The sequence below is a fragment of the Hufsiella ginkgonis genome (assembly GCF_009834915.1).
GTDB classification, from domain to species: Bacteria; Bacteroidota; Bacteroidia; order Sphingobacteriales; family Sphingobacteriaceae; genus Hufsiella; species Hufsiella ginkgonis.
The window spans coordinates 816,986-831,659 of sequence record NZ_WVHS01000001.1; the positions used below are offsets into that span (position 1 = coordinate 816,986).

The window sequence follows — 14,674 nt, forward strand, 5'->3', positions numbered from 1 at the left end:
TTTATCTTAAGGGAGAATGTTTGTAAATCTCTACCTGGTTATTTAAGGTATTTATATCAAAATTACTGATCTTATCTAATCGGCTGCTATGAAATGCATTTTCTCCCTCCTCTCGCTATTTTTTGCTATCGCCCCATACGCGCAAACGAAAGTATTGACCGATTCTCTGACTAATAAAAGTTCCGGCAACTGGCAGCTCGAAGGTTCCGCGCTATTCACCAGAACAGGCCACAATTGTTCGAAGGGCATGGAGTTTGTTTTCTTCAAAGAAATACAGACATTAAGATGCCTTGTCACAACAATCCCGCCAGCACTTCGAGTTTCATCCCGCGGGACCCTTTGATCAGGATGGTTGCGCCCTGTATGGGTTGTTTCTCGAGTGCTTCCTTTGCTTCGGGCGTGGTTTTGTAGAATACGGCATCGGCCGTCGTTCCGGATAACTTAAAAAAGGCTTCGCCAACGAAGATCCGCCGTTCAGCGCTGACCGACATCGCTTTTTCGAATACCGCCTTATGTTCCGCGTCCGACTCGTCACCCAGCTCGAACATGTCACCCAATATCATCGCCTTGCGCGCTCCTTTCAGCGATGCCAGGTTATCCAATGCCACTATCATACTCCCCGGGTTGGCATTGTAATAATCGCAGATTAACCTGTTCGAAGCGGTTTCCACAATTTGTGAGCGGTTATTCGAAGGATGGTAAGATTCTATCCCGGTGTTAATTTCTTCCGGAGAAAGTTTAAACCAGGTACCCATCGCGATAGCAGCAAGAACGTTTTCAAGGTTATAAGTGCCTGTTAAGTTGGAACTTACCACGTAGGCGTTGAATCCTGTTTCCTGTGGATAACTCCATTCAACCACCAGGAACGGGTCGGAGGAGCGCAGCTTCCCGGTTACCAGGTCGCCATCCAGTTGCCCGTACCTTACTGCGTTTTCCACATTGGCGGTCCGGCTCATTTCGATGAGATGCGCGTTACCCGACTGGATAAAAACCGTTCCTCCCGTAGCGGAAAGATATTGATAAAGCTCTCCTTTTGTTCTCTTCACTCCTTCAAAACCGCCGAACCCCTCCAGGTGCGCCTTGCCTACATTGGTAATAAGCCCGTGCGTGGGTTGAGCTATACTGCATAAAAACTCGATCTCCTTCTGGTGATTGGCTCCCATTTCGATCACGGCGAGCTCCACCTCATCCCCGATGGATAGCACGGTTAACGGCACTCCGATATGGTTATTCAGGTTGCCCTGGGTGGCGAGGGTTGTATATTTCTGGCTTAGTACAGAATTGATCAGCTCTTTAGTGGTTGTTTTCCCGTTCGTGCCGGTAATGCCGATAAACGGGATGGACAGCTGCGCGCGGTGATAGCGGGCAAGGTCCTGCAGGGCCGTTAATACGTCGGGCACCAGGATGAACCGATCGCTTTCGCGGCAGGCTTCTTCATCGATAACGGCATAAGCTGCGCCTGAGCGGATTGCCTCTGCAGCGAATTCGTTGGCATTAAAGTTTTCGCCTTTCAGGGCGAAGAACAGGCAGCCCGCGGTGATCTTTCTCGTGTCGGTGCAAATAACCGGGTACTGGCTATAAATACGGTAGAGGCTTTGAATATCCATGACGACGGCCAATTTAGCTAGTTTCGCGTCAAAATCGTAGTTTAGGTGCATGAAACAATTTTTCCTGCAAGCGGCGCTCTTTTTTTTAGTGATCACCGGTGTATATGCACAAAAGATCCAGTCGCCCGATGAGTTTCTAGGTTATCGCCTGGGAGAGCAGTTTACCCCTCATTACCGCGTAGTGGAATACTTTAAGTACATCGCGGCGACGGTCCCCACGGTAAAGCTGCAGGAATATGGCAGGACCAACGAGTCACGTCCTTTACTGCTCGCGTTCATCGCTTCGCCCGAGAATGCATCAAGGCTGGAAGATATCCGCAAGAACAACCTGAAACTGGCCGGCATGCTGCCCGGAACAGGTCAACCGGCCAACCAGCCGGCTATCGTATGGTTAAGCTATAATGTGCACGGAAACGAGGCCGTATCTACCGAGGCTTCTATGAAAACGCTTTTCGCGATGGTAGATCCTGCCAATACGCAGACCAGGAACTGGTTAAAAAACACCGTGGTGATCATCGATCCATGTCTTAACCCCGATGGGCGCGACCGTTACGTAAACTTTTATAACCAGGCCCGCAACGCGGTTGCCGATGCCAACCCCTATGCCCGCGAACATATGGAACCCTGGCCCGGGGGGCGCACTAACCATTACTATTTTGACCTGAACCGCGACTGGGTTTGGCAAACCCAGAAGGAAACCAGGGCACGCGTGGCCATGTTTAACCAGTGGCTGCCCGAGATCCATGTCGATTTCCACGAACAGGGGATTAACGAACCCTACTATTTCGCCCCGGCGGCGGAACCTTTCCACGAAGTGATCACTCCCTGGCAGCGCGAGTTCCAGAATACAGTTGGTAAAAATCACGCCAAATATTTCGACAAAAATGGCTGGTTGTATTTTACGAGAGAGCTTTTCGACCTGCTTTACCCTTCGTATGGCGACACCTACCCGTTATACAGCGGTTCGATCGGGATGACGTATGAACAGGGAGGCTCCGGGCGCGCCGGTGTAGCCGTACTTACCGCCAGCGGCGATACGCTTACGCTAACGGACCGCATCGCACATCATTATACCACGGGCCTTTCGACAGTAGAAACCGCCTCACAATACGCTGCCAAGCTGCTCGAAAATTTCAAAGAGTTTTACAACACATCCAGAACTAATCCCCCGGGCGAGTTTAAAACCTACGTGGTTAAAGGCGGCAACAGCGAAAAAATGAAGGCGCTGGCTGCCCTGCTCGACCGAAACGGGATCCAATATGGTTTTGGCGCCGACCGGGGGTCAACCGGTTTCAACTACTTTACCGGTAAAATTGAAACCTTTACCATCGATAAACAGGATATGGTAGTAAGCGCCTACCAGCCAAAGTCGATACTGATGCGCGTACTTTTTGAGCCTAAAACCAAGATGGCCGACTCTGTTACGTACGACATTACCACCTGGTCGCTGCCGTATGCTTATGGCCTCCGCGCTTTTGCCACCCGCGATATGCTGAAACCCGCTTCCCCCACTGCGCCGGTCACGGCAGAGGTAGCCAACGACGTACCCAATGCCGTTGCCTATATTGCCAATTGGAACTCGCTCAGCGATGTGAAGTTCCTGGCAGCCCTCTTTAAAAAGAATATCCGGGCGCGGTATACAGAAACACCGGTAGAAACCGGCGGAAAGCAGTTTAGCGCAGGCTCCCTTATTATTACCCGCACCGGCAACGAATTCCTTGGCGACCGGTTTGCCGCCACGATTAAAGAAATAGCAGCGGCCAGCGGCGTTACGCTGCAGGCTACCGCAACCGGCTTTTCGGACCGAGGACCCGACCTGGGGTCGGACAAGATCCACTTTATACAACGCCCCGTAATTGCGGTGCTGGGTGGCGACGAAACCAGCCCGGGCTCTTTCGGCCAGGTATGGCAATTCTTCGAGCAGCAAATTAATTACCCGCTTACGGTATTGCGCTACCGCGACCTCGGCCGCATAAACCTGGATAAGATCGGCGTACTGATCGTGCCTGACGGATCTTACGACGACCTTGGCAATGAGAAAATGCTATCCTGGGTCCGCGGCGGCGGAAAGCTTATCGCCCTCGAGGGCGCCGTCGCACAGCTGGCAGGTAAAAAAGGCTTTCGCCTGAAGGCAAAAGAGGAGCCCAAAGACAAGGACGGCAAAAGCGATCCCTATACAAACCTTCGTACCTATGCCGACCGCGAACGGGAAGGGGTGAAATCTTCCATCCAGGGTGCGATCTTTAAAGTGGACCTGGACAATACACACCCGCTTGCTTTCGGGTTTCCAAACTATTACTATACATTAAAACTCGACAACGCCATTTATCCCTTTATGGAAAACGGCTGGAACGTTGGCGTGATCAAAAAGAACAGTTATGTAACCGGCTTGGTAGGTACCGACCTTAAAAAGAAACTGAACGACGGACTGCTCTTCGGAGTAGAAGACATCGGGAACGGGTCTGTTGTGTACATCGCCGAGGACATACTTTTCAGGGGATTTTGGGAAAACGGGAAACTGTTGTTCAGCAACGCGGTGTTTATGGTGGGAAACTAAGAATGTTGGACGTAGTACATATTACGCTTAATTCCCGGTCCTTCGCTGCTCCGCTTCAGATCCTACTGTCCGCCGCCTGGCAGCTCCTACGGTGCTTTTGCCGAAATTGAGTGAGAAGCTGGCGGCAATTACCCGGCTTTCGGGTTTCTCGCGGTCATAGAGGTCGAGGTTGCCAAAGTTTGAGCGAAAACGCACGTCGGTAGTATTGAAAAGGTCGCTCACGCGAAGCCTCAACGTGCCGCGCTTATGTATCACCGTTTTGCTGATTCCAGCATCGGCGTAGTATATCGCCCGGTAATGATAGATGGCGTAGTACGATGGGGTTTCGTATTTACCAAGCAATTCGGCCGTGAGCCCTTTTCCAAAAACGAGGGTGTTTTGCAGGGTAAAGGTGAGGTCCTTACCACCCTTGTTCAGGCGTTCATCATCGTATTTCGACTTAAATTTCGCATACAGCGCCTGTACCGTAAATTGTGCTTCCCAACGTTTTTTTATAAATTGTACCGGCGTATTAAATGTGAGGCCGTATACGTACTGTCTATCAAGATTACGGCGGACCTGGGTAACGATGTTGGTGGTATCGTTCTGCTCAAACAAATTCCAACTAAAATTACGTGTTGCCGCCGCGCTCAGGGTGGTATTTATTTTAGACTGAAAAGTATGGGTCAACTCTGCCGTATGGGTAAGCGAGGGCAGCAGGTATGGATTTCCCGAACGATAGGAATATTGGTCTACATAACCCACAAACTGGTTCAGGTCCTCATACAAGGGCCGGTCTATACGACGGCTGTAAGAAATCAGCCACCTGTTCTTTTTATCCTGGTTATAGGTAAGTTGCAGGTTAGGGAAAAGGTTCAGGTAATTGCGGCGTGTACGATGATCCGAGTTAACCTCAACACCCAGCGACGAAGTATTCTCTCCTCTTAATCCTGCCTGGATATTGCCTTTTCTAAAGCTGCGTGTATAGGTACTGTAGATGGAGAAGATCGTCTCCTCAAACTCGAACATGCTGGTAAACTTCGGATCGGATGTGTAAGTGCCGGAATGCAGCTGCCCAAAATCGATCTGGTTACCGCTTTTCACCCGGCTGAGCTTAAGTCCGCCGTTATATTTTGAAGCGCCGTTTACGGGTCGGGTAAAATCAAGCCTGGCCGATTGGATGATATAATCTCCCGGCGAAGTATTTTGCAGGTACAACGGGTTAGACAACATTTTTATCTTAAGGTTCGAATACACATTTTCGAGGCGCTCTTCAGATTCGCGGCGGTAAACGGCGTGATCGAGATCAACGGAAAGCTCCGCGGCCTTTTTAAAAGTACCTTTATAATTAAGGTTGAAGCCGATGTTCCTGATGTCTCGATTTTGTAGCGCATTCCCGTCTATGGTAGGACCGGTGCTGATCACCGAAAGGTTCATCTTATCGATGCCGATGTTGCTGCTGGAACCGCTAACCAACACACCCAATAAATGCGCCGGGCTTAGTGCGTAATCGGCGCCTGCGCGGTAGGTATGGCTGCGCCGCTGCTGTTCGCTGAAATAATCGACGTCTACACGCGTGGTCATATTGTTAAGGTGCACATCACGGTTTAGTATAGAAGTGCGGGCCGATGTTTGATCGGCATAGGAATACGTGGCAAAAAGATTGAGCTGCTTACCGCGGTTGTTAATGCTGAGAGAAGGATTATACCTGTAATTCGGCCTGAAACGAATGCCCAGGTCGCTCATACCGGCAGTTGCGGTAAATACCCCGTTTGTTCCCTCGTTTTTGCTCTTTTTTAACCGGATGTTAATCACGCCTGCCCCTCCCGCGGCATCGTAGGAGGCGGATGGATTACTGATCAACTCGATGGTCTCTACAGAAATACCCTGCGTAGAATGAAGCAGGTTGCTTAGTTCTGCTGGCTGGAGGTGCGTATTTTTACCGTCGATGGTGACCAGTACGCCCGATTTACCGTTCATGCGGATCTCCTCGTTCTGGTCAACCTGCACCCCAGGCGCTTTTTTTAGGATCTCCATTACCGATGCTCCCGCTGCCAGGGCACTGCCGCCAATATTCAGGATGATTTTACCGGCCTTCATTTCCACGCCTGGTCTAAAGTCAGTAATGGTTACTTCATTTAAGACTCGTTTATTGCCAATGGAATCCTGCTGCTGCGCAATTGCAGCCGAAGCTTTAGCTACGCCAATAATTATCACTACAACAAACGAACTTACCTTTAACATTGGGTAATTAAACCCTAAAGATATGTTTTTTTCAATTTTATTTATCCAATAAAAAGCATCGAAAAGTCAGGTATAAATACCTGATTTTTCGATGCTCTACTTTAAAACCTAACTAAAACTAACTATTGGCGTATTCCGGGTCTAATTTTTCATTCTATTTAATTCCGCTTCTGATCCTGTTGACCGTTTACGGGCGGGCCTGACTTCATTTTTACCGAAGCGGTATGACACCGTAAGACGAGCGATGCGCGACTCTCCCTTTTCCACGAAGTTAAGGTTCATATCCTGGTAAGTGGTAGAAAGCCGGTTCTTCCGGGAATTAAAAATATCGTTGATGCTCGCACGCAGCGAGAGTTTATTGTTCACCAGCGATTTTCTTACGCCCGCGTTCAGCACTACCTGGGTCTCCGCCCTGAAAATACCGTACTGCTGCGGCGATTGGTATTGGGCCGAAAGATCAGCGCTCGCGGTAGCGCTCAGTGTGAACGACTGATCCATATTATAGCTGATGGCGGTTTGACCGGAGTTAAGCGTTCCTCCGTTCGAAAACGATTTAAAGTTCATCCGGAATACCTGGAAATTATTGTTGACGTTCCACCACCTGGCCGGCGACACAGGTGCGTATACGGTTAAGTTATATACGTCCATCTCGTCGAGATTTTTTTGGATGGCGTAGGTCTTCAGGGTGGCGTTGTCCTGTTCGGTCACAGTGGCCATGGCGTCCCTGGTATGGCTGTAGCTTAACGAGGTGGTGAACTTTCCCTTAAAGGTATGCGAGAGATCGAACGAGTTGGTAAACTGCGGATTTAAGAAGGGGTTACCTTTCTGGAAAGTGTATTCGTCCAGGAAATTAAGGAACGGGTTCAGGTCGTCGTACGACGGACGGTCGATGCGGCGGCTGTATGAGAGGCCGAGCTCGTTATCTTTATTGATCTTCCGCGAAAACGCAACGCTTGGGAAAAGCTCGGGGTAACTCCGTTTCACCACTTCGTTTTTGGTAACAGAATTTCCTTTCGAAAATGTTTGCTCGGCCCGTAATCCAAGCTGTACACCTGTTTTCTTAAACTCTTTGCTAAAGTTAAGGTAGCCGGCAACGATGTCCTCATCGTATACAAAGTGATTGGTGTATTCGGGATCGGCCACATAGGTGGTACCGTTAAATTTCGCCAGCAGCAGGTCGTTGTCTGTTTTCACGAGACTGGCTTTTAGTCCCGCCTCTATCTTGCTGGTTTTATTGATCGGGTGACTGTAATCCGTTTTAAACGATTTCACGGTGATTTCGGCAGGCGCATAATTCTTTACCAGGAGATTCCCGCGCGGATCGAGATTTATTCGCTGGTAACTATTATCGCGGATCTCGTCGTGGTTACCATTATAATTGGAATAATCCACATCCATAGAGATCTCTTTACCGGAAGCGCTAAGAACACCTTTATAATTAAGGTTAAGCGCCATGTTATCATAGCTTTCGGTATTGTTCCCGAGGATGTTGATCCGTTCAGACTGGTTGAAGTTATTCACCCAGTTGGTGTTACTGTTGCTTTCTTCGTCATTCTTGTTGGCATATCCATTTATAAGCACGCCGATGGTATGGTTCTTATTCAGGAAGAAATCCGCACCCGCTTTATAAGACGTACTGAACCGGCGATTGTCCCAGCTATTCAGCTGCCTGAAGGTGGTTACCGTATCAACGGTAGTTACCTGGCGATTTAGGTTAAGCGTGTTGAGGCGACCGTTATTGGCATAATTGACGTTGCCGAACAGGTTTACTTTGCGGTTACGGTAATTAAGATTGGTACCGCCGCTCATCTTCGAAGTCTCGCCGTAACCGCCGCCGGCTGTAGCGGTCCCGTTTAAGCCGAGGCTCTTACTTTTCTTCGTTTTTATATTGATGATGCCCGAAGTGCCCGAGGCATCGTATTTAGCAGAGGGGCTGGTAATAAGCTCGATGGTTTCGATCTGGCTGCTTTGCATATTGCGGAGCATGTTAGCTACGTCGGCATTGCTCATGTAAGTGGGCTTGCCGTCGAGCATGATGGTTACGCCCTGTTTCCCCTTCATCGCGATATTGTCGTCTTTATCTACCGTTACGCCCGGTGCTTTTTCCAGTACCTCCATCGCGGTGGCGCCCGCGGCGAGGCTGCCGCTCTCCACGTTCAATACCAGCCTGTCCATCTTGCGCTCGATGAGGGGCTTTTGGCTCACAATGGCCACCTCTTTCAGATCGCGCGATTGCGCAGGCAGCCGGATCGCTTCCAGCGTCACTATTTTATTCCCGGCATTCAGCTCGAACGGCTTGCTGTAACCTTTTTTGTAACCGGCCATCGAAGCAGCTACCAGGTAGTTTCCGGCAGCGTTGTTCTCGAATATAAAAGTGCCGTCAGCAGCAGAGATGGCCACTTTTACGAGCGACGAATCCTTCGCCCTCAACAGGTGGATGGTTGCAAAATCGACCGCCTTCCGCTCCGCGTCCAACACGGCGCCGCTTACCCTGCTCCCCGCCAGTTTCTCCTGGGCCGCGCAGTTTTTTGCGAGGAACGGGCCTGCGAGCATTAACATCAGTAAAGTATATGTTTTCATTTTCTTAGTCTTAAAGGTCCATAGCGATCCCGGGCGGGTGCTTACCCGCTTTTTTTAGGGATCTCGTAAATTAAAATTGATGCTACGGATACTTTGCCACAGGATCAGTTTGCGGCCTTTTTATTGTATCCGCATCTTTGACGATAAAACGGAAACAATGGTTACAAACTAATTCAAATTAACCATACACGATACTGTTGAACGTGTTGCGCTGCGCTAAGAAAGAGAATACCTATTGTTCATCGTCTTCTTGTTCATTATCTGTTGCCAGGCTGTCGTTGGCACATTTCATCCCTTTGTCGGTCATTATCCATTCGGTGGGTGTCTGGTAACTGCTTCCTTCGGGCATACACTCCCATAAGCTGTAATTACGCAGGTACCATTCCAGGTTGCCGTCTATGATCAGCCGGGTGTTTTTTGGTACGCGGAGGGTAAGCGTAACTTCTTGTCCGCGCCAGCGCGCACGTTTCCCGGTGAGGCCGCCCACACCGAACTCCAGCACGGAACCTGTCTGCTTAAAACGGTAGGTAATCTGCCGTGCATTATTTAACGCGTTCTCAAAGTCGTAACCGCGCGATTCGAACTTTTCCGTAAGGGTAGGGACGCTTATCTCGTCGGTTCTTTCGATGAACAAACGGACTTCCGGGATCTCGATGTTCCTGTGCCCTATCACGATCCGCCTGCGCGGATGTTTATCCATATTATAGGCTACGCTGTCTTCGTGGGTAATGATCCGCGAGTCGTCCAGCTTGAGGTGATATACCGGGAAAGGCGCAACGTCAATCTGCTCGGTAAATGTAGCTTCGTCAGAGAACTCTGCCGCCAGCCTGGTGCCATAATATAACCCGGTACCCAGCCCGGTGAGCCAGATAATAAGCATGGCGAAAGAACCTGTGCGGGTAAGGACCTTGTAATTAGTAAGCACACGCACCGCGAAGAGGACGAGCGCTACCAATGGGATGCCGGTAAGCACAAAGGCGCTGAAGTAAAGCGGCGATTGGTATTCGGGATTAATAGCAGCTACGAAAGGCGCAATATCCGGGTTTGGATTGCTGGCGAACCCCATCAGCATAAATAGCATGACGAATACGGAGAGCAGCGCGATGCTTCCGGTGATAATGATGAACAAACTCACAAGTTTTACGAGGATCTTGAGGGTACCGCCAAAGAACTTTTCCAGGAAGGTAAAAAACTCGGCGATAACTCCTTTGCTCCTGAACTCATGCAGCTGCCTGCCGCTTCCTGCTTCCTCGTCAAAGTTCTTCTTGAAATTGTGCAGCGTTACCGGCTCGCCTTTCATCTCCATCCGCTCTGCGCGGGTATTGGCTTTAGGCATCACAATGGCGAAGATGATGTAGATCAACATCCCTGAACCGCCCGGCAACAGCAGGAGCAGGAAAATAAGGCGCACCCACTTAACGTCGATACCAAAATAATGGGCAATACCCGAGCATACTCCGCCAATTAACCGGTGGTCGGGATCTTTAAACAGCTTACGGGAAGGTTTTACGTAGATCTCTTCCTGCGCAGGCGAATCCTCGGCACTTTCGAAATCAGAAACCGAACCCATTTGGGCAACGATGGATTCTACATCTTTTAATACGACTACCTGCTTTTTCTCCGCCTCGAGCAGCTCCGAGAACATCTCGGCAATGCGGCTTTCGATGTCGGTTACAATTTCCTCGCTGTCTGCGGTATAGGCGAAATGGCGCTTAATAGCGGCCATGTAATTTTTAAGGCTATCGTAAGCATCCTCTTCAATGTGAAAAATGATGCCGTTCATATTTATGATGATGGTTTTGTTCATGGCGTTGTTTTATTTAGTTCGGGTAATATTGATATCCCTTCCCTCGATGGAAGTGTTTACGGCGTAGGCCAGCTCGGCCCAGGTGTTGTCAAGGTGCGTCAACACCTCTTTTCCTGCCTGCGAAAGCACGTAATACTTGCGGGGCGGGCCTGACGTAGACTCGATCCACTGGTAACTTAGCAGGCCGTTATTTTTTAAACGGGTAAGCAAGGGATATAAAGTTCCTTCTACTACCAGCATGCGAGCCTTTTTCAGCTCGCTGATTATATCAGAGGCATAAATCTCCCCCCGGGAAATTATCGAGAGAATACAGTACTCCAGTATTCCCTTCCTCATTTGGGTTTGGGTGTTTTCGACTATCATATAGCAAAGATATATGTTTAAGATTGTATTATGCAATACATAGTACTAAAATATTTTTCGATCTCGCAGGAAGACAAATTGCCTGGCCTGGTTTCCAGCTAAAATTGGCCAACGCCGTCCGCCTGCGCAGATATTCGCCGTTATCGCGGATTAAAGGAACAATAGGGAGGGGAAGCAGCAAAAAGGCGAAAAAAGATTCTGCAACCCGGCGACAAGGGTGAGATTTACCTATTTTAAGGTATGCGAAGAATTAAATTAATTTTTAAACGCTATATTTTTTTAATTTTTCATATAAAAACCATTCAAAAATTGTAAATCAAAAAAAATTATTTGGCTTTATAAATTTTATACTTCATATTTAGAGTTCACAAAAAATTCTAAACTATTAGCGTATGAGAAAGAATTTACTTAAGTGTGTGCTATTTCTGTGCTTATTAGGCTCGTATGCCTTTGCCCAGGAACGCACAGTTACTGGAACCGTAACAGCAAAAGAAGATGGCTTGCCCCTTCCCGGGGTTAGTGTTAGAGTTAAAGGTACTAATGCCGGTACCTCAACAGGCGGAAACGGGATGTTCTCGTTATCTGTGCCTGCAAATGCCACCCTTGTATTCACATTTATCGGTTATACCCCGCTCGAAATCGCAGCAGGATCTAACACGCGCGTAAATGCGGTGCTGGTAGCAGATGCAACTGTGTTAAGTGAAGTAGTAGTTACTTCGGCGCTCGGTATTACACGTTCAGAGCGGTCGTTAGGCTATGCCGCACAGGGACTTAAAGCGGAAGAAATCAGCGTTACCAAGCAGCCGGATCTAAACACGGCTATCGCAGGTAAGATTGCCGGCGTACAGATCCTTGGCGGATCGGGCGCACGTTTCGGCACTTCTTCTATCAGGATCCGCGGTACTAACAGCATCGGCGGAAGCGTCGAGCCTCTTTATGTAGTTGACGGCGTGGTTGTTCCTTCAACCAGCATCAACGTTGACGACGTAGCTGACCTGACCGTGCTGAAAGGCCCTGCGGCTACTTCCCTTTATGGACAGCGCGGCGATAACGGCGTGGTAGTGGTAACTTCCAAAAAAGCCGCTAAAAAAGGCGTTGGCATCGAAGTTAACCACTCAACCACCCTCGAGACCGTGGGTACCTTACCTGAGTACCAGAATGAGTACGGTGGCGGTGGTTCTACGAGCTGGTCGACTTTCACTTACAATGCGGCTACCGACAATCCGGGTTTAGCAGGATTAAATGGCGTTCGTTACCATGATTTTGCCACCGATGAGAGCTGGGGACCTAAATTTGACGGTCAGCCCTTCATTCCGTGGTATGCATTAAACAAGTACGATTCTGATTTCGGTAAATCACAGCCGTACGTCGCCCAGAAAAACAACGTAAAAGAATTCTACGAAACCGGTGTTGAGAACAACTCGAACGTTGCCTTCTCTTCGGCCAGCGAAAAGTACAATGCCCGTGTTTCTTACACGAACATTAACCGTACCGGTATTTCTCCAAATACCCGTGCCGATCAGAACCGCGTTGGTTTTAACGGTTCATTTAAACCGGTCAGCAAATTAACGCTGAGCAGCCAGATCAACTTTAACACCATCCGTTACTTTAACCGTCCGGCCGAAGGATACGGTACCCAGACTGCGGGTTCATTTAACCAGTGGTTCCACAGGGATATCCGCATCGATAAGCTTAAAAACTACAAAAACCCCGACGGTACTTATACTACCTGGAACATTACCGGTATCCGTAACCTTGCCCCTAAATATTGGGATAATCCGTATACCGAAGCTTACGCCAACGTGGCGAACAACAACAGCTCAAGGATGTTCGGTAGCCTCCAGGCTTCTTACAACTTCCTGCCTGGTTTGACAGCTGAGTTCACCGCAAAAGGAAACTTTTCCAACGGGTACTCTGATTCCCGCGTTGCCTCAGGCACATTGGTGTTAGAGCGTTTCGGTACCTCTACCTCGCGCGACAGGGAAAATAACTACGTTGCAGACATCCTGTACAATAAAAACCTTACTGAGAAATTCTCTTTAAAAGGCGGTCTGTACGGTGAGTTAAGGATCAACCACAGTGAAGACCTTTCGGAAAGCACTGCAGGCGGGTTCACCGTTCCTAACTTCTTCAATATCGCGGCTACAAAAGACCGTCCTACGACTTCTAACTCACTGGTTAACAAAAAAGTAAGAAGCCTTTACGGATTCGGGTCAGCCGGTTACAGAGACATGCTGTTCCTGGATGTGAACGTTCGTAATGACTGGTCGTCTTCACTTCCTAACGATGCGAACTCGTACCTGTATGGCGGTGTTTCTACCTCTTTCGTATTTACCGAACTGATGAAGAATAAAGATATTCTTTCATTCGGTAAGATCTTCGCTTCGGTAGGCCGCGTAGGTTCCGATATCGGCGCTTACAATATCTACCAGACGTATAGCGCAACCGGTCTTTACGGAACTACTCCGTCACTTTCAGTACCGAACTCGATCCCTAACCAGGCCTTGAAGCCAACGTTATCTGACTCGTACGAGGCAGGTATCGATCTTCGCTTCCTGAAAGACAGGATCACTTTTAACTTCAACTATTACGATCGTACCACCAAGGACCAGATTATCCAGCTGACCCTGCCTTCAAGCTCAGGTTTCTCTTCTGCGTTGGTTAATGCCGGCGAGATCGCAAACCATGGCTATGAGTTCACTCTCGGCGGTGTTCCGGTTAAAGGCAAAGATGTCACCTGGGATTTCACCGCCAATATCGGTATCAACCGCAATAAGATCGTTAGCCTTTATGCCGACTCTAAAAACTTTGTTGGCGGAAGCTTCGGTTACACCGGAACTCCACGTATCACGGTTAACAGGTTCGTAGGCCAGTCATGGGGTGCTCTTACTACCGACAGGATCAAACGCGATGATGCGGGCAATAAGCTGATTGACGACGACGGATATCCAATTATCCAAAAAGATGCCAACATCGGTACCTATATCCCGAAATACACCGGTGGTTTGGCAACGTCGCTTGATTACAAACGCTTCAGCCTTGCTGCTTCTATGGACCTGCAGGTTGGCGGAAAGATCACTTCCGTTACCCAGGAAAACTTACATGGCTCGGGCCTTGCGGCTGAAACTGCCGGCCTGAACGCGAAAGGTAATCCAAAAAGGGATGATCCTGCCGCTGGCGGCGGTATCCTGATCGAAGGTATCCGTGCTTCAGATGGCAAACCAAATGCTACTTACATTGATACCAGGGATTATTATGAAGGATATATCCCTTATGTATGGGATGAATACACTTACAAAGCTACTTATGTTAAACTGAGAGAAGTTTCACTGGGCTACAGGCTGCCATTGTCGATCGCACAGAAAATGAAAGCAACCGCAGTGAATGTCGGTCTCGTTGCCCGCAACCCATGGTTGATCTATTCAGCCGCTCCCGGTATCGATCCTTCAGAATCAGCTGGTAACTACATGGAAGGCGGTCAGCTGCCCGGTACCAGGACCTTTGGTCTTAATCTGAAAGTTACATTCTAACTGATCT

The 14,674-nt window shown here is 49.0% G+C and carries 7 protein-coding genes; 2 read left to right on the plus strand and 5 right to left on the minus strand.

What is annotated here, in order from left to right:
- Positions 1–293 precede the first annotated feature (293 nt).
- A complete protein-coding gene (locus GS398_RS03510; RefSeq protein ID WP_369410219.1) occupies positions 294–1,658 on the minus strand; it encodes a UDP-N-acetylmuramoyl-tripeptide--D-alanyl-D-alanine ligase in 1,365 nt (454 codons plus the stop codon).
- Between GS398_RS03510 and GS398_RS03515 the strand changes: the two genes are divergently transcribed.
- A complete protein-coding gene (locus tag GS398_RS03515) occupies positions 1,657–4,164 on the plus strand; it encodes a M14 metallopeptidase family protein (RefSeq protein WP_160905328.1) in 2,508 nt (835 codons plus the stop codon). The two genes, GS398_RS03510 and GS398_RS03515, sit on opposite strands and share 2 nt — an antisense overlap.
- 27 nt (positions 4,165–4,191) lie before the next feature.
- Here GS398_RS03515 and GS398_RS03520 read toward each other — a convergent pair whose 3' ends face one another.
- The 4 genes from GS398_RS03520 to GS398_RS03535 form a co-directional block, all read right to left on the minus strand.
- A complete protein-coding gene (locus tag GS398_RS03520) occupies positions 4,192–6,387 on the minus strand; it encodes an outer membrane beta-barrel family protein (protein WP_160905329.1) in 2,196 nt (731 codons plus the stop codon).
- A gap of 141 nt (positions 6,388–6,528) precedes the next feature.
- The gene (locus GS398_RS03525) at positions 6,529–8,967 is read right to left on the minus strand and encodes an outer membrane beta-barrel family protein (RefSeq protein WP_160905330.1); all 2,439 of its coding nucleotides are present in this window, start codon (positions 8,965–8,967) and stop codon (positions 6,529–6,531) included.
- A 232-nt stretch (positions 8,968–9,199) separates the two neighbouring features.
- Positions 9,200–10,774 carry a PspC domain-containing protein gene (locus GS398_RS03530; protein WP_160905331.1) on the minus strand — a complete coding sequence of 525 codons (1,575 nt, stop codon included), beginning with the start codon at positions 10,772–10,774 and terminating at the stop codon, positions 9,200–9,202.
- A 9-nt stretch (positions 10,775–10,783) separates the two neighbouring features.
- Positions 10,784–11,137, minus strand: coding sequence for a PadR family transcriptional regulator (locus GS398_RS03535; protein WP_160905332.1), 354 nt, complete (start codon positions 11,135–11,137; stop codon positions 10,784–10,786).
- Positions 11,138–11,529: 392 nt separating this feature from the next.
- Between GS398_RS03535 and GS398_RS03540 the strand changes: the two genes are divergently transcribed.
- A complete protein-coding gene (locus GS398_RS03540; protein ID WP_160905333.1) occupies positions 11,530–14,667 on the plus strand; it encodes a SusC/RagA family TonB-linked outer membrane protein in 3,138 nt (1,045 codons plus the stop codon).
- Positions 14,668–14,674: the final 7 nt, after the last annotated feature.

Coding starts and splice junctions, on each gene's coding strand:
- GS398_RS03515 (WP_160905328.1), top strand. CDS start 1,657: ATGAAACAATTTTTCCTGCAAGCGGCGCTCTTTTTTTTAGTGATCACC.
- GS398_RS03520 (WP_160905329.1), bottom strand. CDS start 6,387: ATGTTAAAGGTAAGTTCGTTTGTTGTAGTGATAATTATTGGCGTAGCT.
- GS398_RS03525 (WP_160905330.1), bottom strand. CDS start 8,967: ATGAAAACATATACTTTACTGATGTTAATGCTCGCAGGCCCGTTCCTC.
- GS398_RS03535 (WP_160905332.1), bottom strand. CDS start 11,137: ATGATAGTCGAAAACACCCAAACCCAAATGAGGAAGGGAATACTGGAG.
- GS398_RS03540 (WP_160905333.1), top strand. CDS start 11,530: ATGAGAAAGAATTTACTTAAGTGTGTGCTATTTCTGTGCTTATTAGGC.
- GS398_RS03510 (WP_369410219.1), bottom strand. CDS start 1,658: ATGCACCTAAACTACGATTTTGACGCGAAACTAGCTAAATTGGCCGTC.
- GS398_RS03530 (WP_160905331.1), bottom strand. CDS start 10,774: ATGAACAAAACCATCATCATAAATATGAACGGCATCATTTTTCACATT.